Below are 3,521 nucleotides of genomic sequence, written 5' to 3' on the forward strand. Positions count from 1 at the left end.
CTCGGATTTGATGACCGATTGCCTGTCGGCCGTTTTGGTTTGACTGCTGCTGCTGTTGGTGGTGCCGTTCACTTGAAACTCCATTTTTGATAGGGGTTCGTATGAACGCGCTGGTTGGGCACGAAGCCAAGTCAAACTTGTCTTTCCTGCTCATTTGTCGCAGCTTCACCACTCTTATGCGTGTCCGGCGACGCTTAATTGCACCATTTCCTTGACCAGGTTCAGAACCGCTGGCCAGTTGAAAGTGATGCCGCGTTGGTCTGGAAAGACATTCATCCTCAAGAAGTGCCCGAAGGCCGGGGCGTTGCAGGGTAGCGCCAGAAACCCCATCGTCCGTATAGGCGCGCTCCACCAAAACCCAGCCAAGGTGTCGCTGGCTTTTGATGTAGGCCCTGCACGCCTCTTCCTGCACAGCTACTGAAGTCAGGGCGTTGCTCTGATGATCAGCGACCGAGACGCGTGCGTACACCGCGCAGCGCAGTGGCTTGGCGATGTCTTGAGCACGTGGCTCCACAATTTTTGGTTTTGCCGTACTTTTCATAGTTTCCGATCTTCTCAGGGAAAACCTCTGCCGCCTGTTTTTGAAAACTTTATGTCCGCGCCAGCGATCTTCAAAAACTCTTCACGGAAAATGGACTTGACTGGATATGGACTTAAATACATAATCGAAGCATGACTTGGGGCGTTTTATTTCATGATGACTTCGATGCTGAATTTGCGGCATTGGATGAAGCCTTGCAGGACGAATTGCTGGCGCATGCCAAATTGCTCGAAGAGTTCGGACCCAATCTGGGACGTCCCACAGTGGACACCCTGAAGGGCTCAAAACACGCCAATATGAAAGAGCTGCGTTTTGCCTGGAACGGTGAAGTATGGCGGGTGTCATTTGCATTCGATCCAAAGCGTCAAGCGATTTTGCTGGTTGGTGGAGATAAAAGCGGGGCAGATCAGCGGCGTTTTTACCGTCGATTGATTGCTCTTTCAGATGAGCGTTATGACAGTCATCTGGCCAGCCTGATCACGACAAAGGAAAAGGAGCCCAAACATGGCAAGAAAACTCGATGATGTGATGGCAGCGCTGACTCCGGAGCGCAAGATGCGGGTTGAGACGCGCGCGATGGAACTGGCCACATTGAAGGATTTGCGTCTGGCTGCCCAGCAGACACAAGCGGACATGGCCGCTGCGTTAGGCGTTGGTCAGGACACCATTTCTCGCTTGGAGAAACGCAGTGACATGCTGCTGTCAACGCTGCGGCGCTACGTGCAAAGCATGGGCGGCCAGTTAAATCTTGTAGCCGAATTTCCGAACCGTCCGCCGGTGGTCATTGATCACTTGGGTTTGGAAAGGTCCAAGCCACTCGAAATACGTGGCAGCCGTGCTGAGGTGCGCAGCATTCTGAGGGCTATTGACTGACGTGGCAGGTTTTTTGGAGGGAAGACCTGCCCTGCATCATTTTCGGCACCCCTCCCGGAATTTGCCGCAACATCCGCAACAGCGCAACGGGGTGGTCATGCCAGCCATGGGCGTTGCAGCTTGGCGTCAAGGTTGGCGCATTTCTCTCCAAGGCATGGTACAACTCGGTGCCGGCCCGAATGCAACATGATCTGCATCAACAAGCCCCGAAATTGGCCTCAATTCCCACCCGAATGGGGGGCTGGTGTGCAGCGTATGTTCCGTTACCATCAGCCGAGCGCCGTTTTTAGCATGGGCGAGTGAGGGTTCGATTTTGCTCATCCACTTTCAAACCAATAACCAGACTGGTACCGCCATGAACCTGATTCAAAACCGCCTCAAGCGAGCGCTGATCATTGTCGCGGCTGTCTTGATCGTGGTGTGTTCCTGGTATCCACCAATTCAAAGCCTTGCTGAGGCGCAAGTCGACGACGGGCTTAAGAGGGCGCTGATCAGCTTTGCCTCCGCTCGAACTTTGAACGCACTCATTTCCGTCCTCCAGGGAACAGAAATGTCCATGCAACCATTGGGTGTCGGGCTCACACTCACTTTGGGACAGGCGCTGGATCCGATCAACGACCTGGTAGAACAGTTCTCAAGCCTGATGCTGTTTGCCAGCGTTGCATTCGGGGTTCAAAAGGCACTTCTTGCCGTTGGCGCGAATTGGCTTGTTTCCCTGCTTGTCTCAGCCACCGCAATCGTCTGGGCAGGACTTTCTTTGATTAAAAAATCGCCTTTTTGGCTTACCAGGTTGTTCCTTGTACTGCTGCTGATCCGATTTGCGATCCCGGTAGTGACCATTGGCAGCGATTTTTTTTACCAGCAACTTCTGGCTGAAGATTATGTTGAGCAGCAGAAATCCATCGATGCGGTCTCAGTAGAGATCGCAAAAGCTGCACCCCAATTGCCAGCCAATGGTTCAGTAGATGCAAAAGTGACTCCGGCCGCGCCAGTCAATGGAACAGAACCCCCGTCTGAAGAGCAGTCAGCGCCTGCGACCGAGATGGGCTGGTTCGGAAAACTGACGGATCAAGTTTTGCCAGGAACTCCGAGTGTCGAAGCGCCCTCCACAAATCTGCCAGCCAATACCCCACAGAAAAGTTGGATGGAAAGGCTCAAGGAGCGGTTCAGCTCAGCGATGCCGAACGTCAATCTGGACTACGATTCGATAAAGAAAACGCTTGAGAATTTGCCGGAGCGCATCGTCAAGGTGATTGTCATCTTTCTGCTGCAGACCATGATCATTCCCATCGTCCTTCTTTGGGCTCTTTACAAGATTGCAATGGGTGTTGTTCGGCCAGAGGGGCGGTTTGCTGAAGTCAAACAGGCAACGAATTGACCGCGCACTTGGGACTCTCAGGAGTCGTGCGTGCAAGGCAGGAAAACTCCTACGGTTGAAGCGTCGCACCGCACCCCTGCCGGAGCGGTTATTGATCCCACCCGGCTCTGGCATCAAGTGTCTTCAAATCCCTGTATAGCCAGCCGCCGCTGCAACTTCCTTGTCCACAATCGTTTTGCCAATCGGTGCCAGGGCAAGGCTGGCGAGCTTCAGGTGCTGGTAGCCAAAGGGAATGCCGATGATGGTGACAAAGCACAAAAGGGCTGATAGCAGGTGACCAATGGCCAGCCAGACCCCTGCAAAGATGAACCAGATGACATTGCCCAGCGAGCCCAACATGCCAGTTCCGATGTCATCTTGCCCAGACATGTTTTTTCTGCTGATGGCGACCTTGCCAAATGGGAAAAACGCAAATTGACCAATCACAAAACAAGCCTTGGCCCAGGGAATTCCCACGATTGTGACGAAGGCCAGTATCCCAGCCAACCACCAACCCAGGCCCATCACAAAGCCGCCAAAAACAAACCAAAGTATGTTGCCGATCAATCGCATTTATTTCCCCTTGTGATGCGTGTCGCAGGGTTCTGCTTTCGCCAATTTAAACTGGATCGGATTCAAGTTAATCGCGCCCTGACGTGCCGCAGCAAGCCTTCACTGGCGTCCTCCACCAGGTTCAGCACCTGCTCAAAACCATCTGTGCCACCGTAATAAGGGTCAGGCACCACCGGA

Annotated in this window: 5 protein-coding genes and 1 pseudogene; 3 read left to right on the forward strand and 3 right to left on the reverse strand. The window is 53.3% G+C overall.

The window, feature by feature from the left end; genetic code table 11:
• Positions 1–541: recombinase family protein (locus IBX54_RS13540; protein ID WP_296543184.1), on the reverse strand; the 541-nt coding region annotated here is incomplete at its 3' end.
• A 131-nt stretch (positions 542–672) separates the two neighbouring features.
• Here IBX54_RS13540 and IBX54_RS13545 point away from each other — a divergent pair.
• The 3 genes from IBX54_RS13545 to IBX54_RS13555 all read left to right on the forward strand — a co-directional run bounded on the left by IBX54_RS13545 (position 673) and on the right by IBX54_RS13555 (position 2,792).
• A complete protein-coding gene (locus tag IBX54_RS13545; protein WP_296543185.1) occupies positions 673–1,065 on the forward strand; it encodes a type II toxin-antitoxin system RelE/ParE family toxin in 393 nt (130 codons plus the stop codon).
• Positions 1,046–1,414 (forward strand): helix-turn-helix domain-containing protein, encoded by a 369-nt coding sequence (locus IBX54_RS13550; RefSeq protein WP_296543186.1) that lies wholly within the window; start codon positions 1,046–1,048, stop codon positions 1,412–1,414. The genes IBX54_RS13545 and IBX54_RS13550 overlap by 20 nt, the downstream gene beginning before the upstream one ends.
• Positions 1,415–1,769: 355 nt before the next feature.
• Entirely contained in the window at positions 1,770–2,792 is a 1,023-nt protein-coding gene (locus IBX54_RS13555; protein ID WP_296543187.1) for a hypothetical protein, read from the forward strand.
• A 123-nt stretch (positions 2,793–2,915) separates the two neighbouring features.
• Here IBX54_RS13555 and IBX54_RS13560 read toward each other — a convergent pair whose 3' ends face one another.
• Both IBX54_RS13560 and IBX54_RS13565 read right to left on the reverse strand, forming a co-directional pair.
• A complete protein-coding gene (locus IBX54_RS13560; protein ID WP_296543188.1) occupies positions 2,916–3,344 on the reverse strand; it encodes a YccF domain-containing protein in 429 nt (142 codons plus the stop codon).
• A 62-nt stretch (positions 3,345–3,406) separates the two neighbouring features.
• Positions 3,407–3,521: pseudogene (locus tag IBX54_RS13565) on the reverse strand (low molecular weight phosphotyrosine protein phosphatase); the annotation flags it as partial.

The organism is Rhodoferax sp., assembly GCF_014859475.1.
GTDB lineage: Bacteria > Pseudomonadota > Gammaproteobacteria > Burkholderiales > Burkholderiaceae_C > Rhodoferax.

Excerpts from the sequence above, each read along its gene's own strand:
- IBX54_RS13555 (WP_296543187.1), top strand. The coding sequence starts at position 1,770 with ATGAACCTGATTCAAAACCGCCTCAAGCGAGCGCTGATCATTGTCGCG.
- IBX54_RS13550 (WP_296543186.1), top strand. The coding sequence starts at position 1,046 with ATGGCAAGAAAACTCGATGATGTGATGGCAGCGCTGACTCCGGAGCGC.
- IBX54_RS13560 (WP_296543188.1), bottom strand. The coding sequence starts at position 3,344 with ATGCGATTGATCGGCAACATACTTTGGTTTGTTTTTGGCGGCTTTGTG.
- IBX54_RS13545 (WP_296543185.1), top strand. The coding sequence starts at position 673 with ATGACTTGGGGCGTTTTATTTCATGATGACTTCGATGCTGAATTTGCG.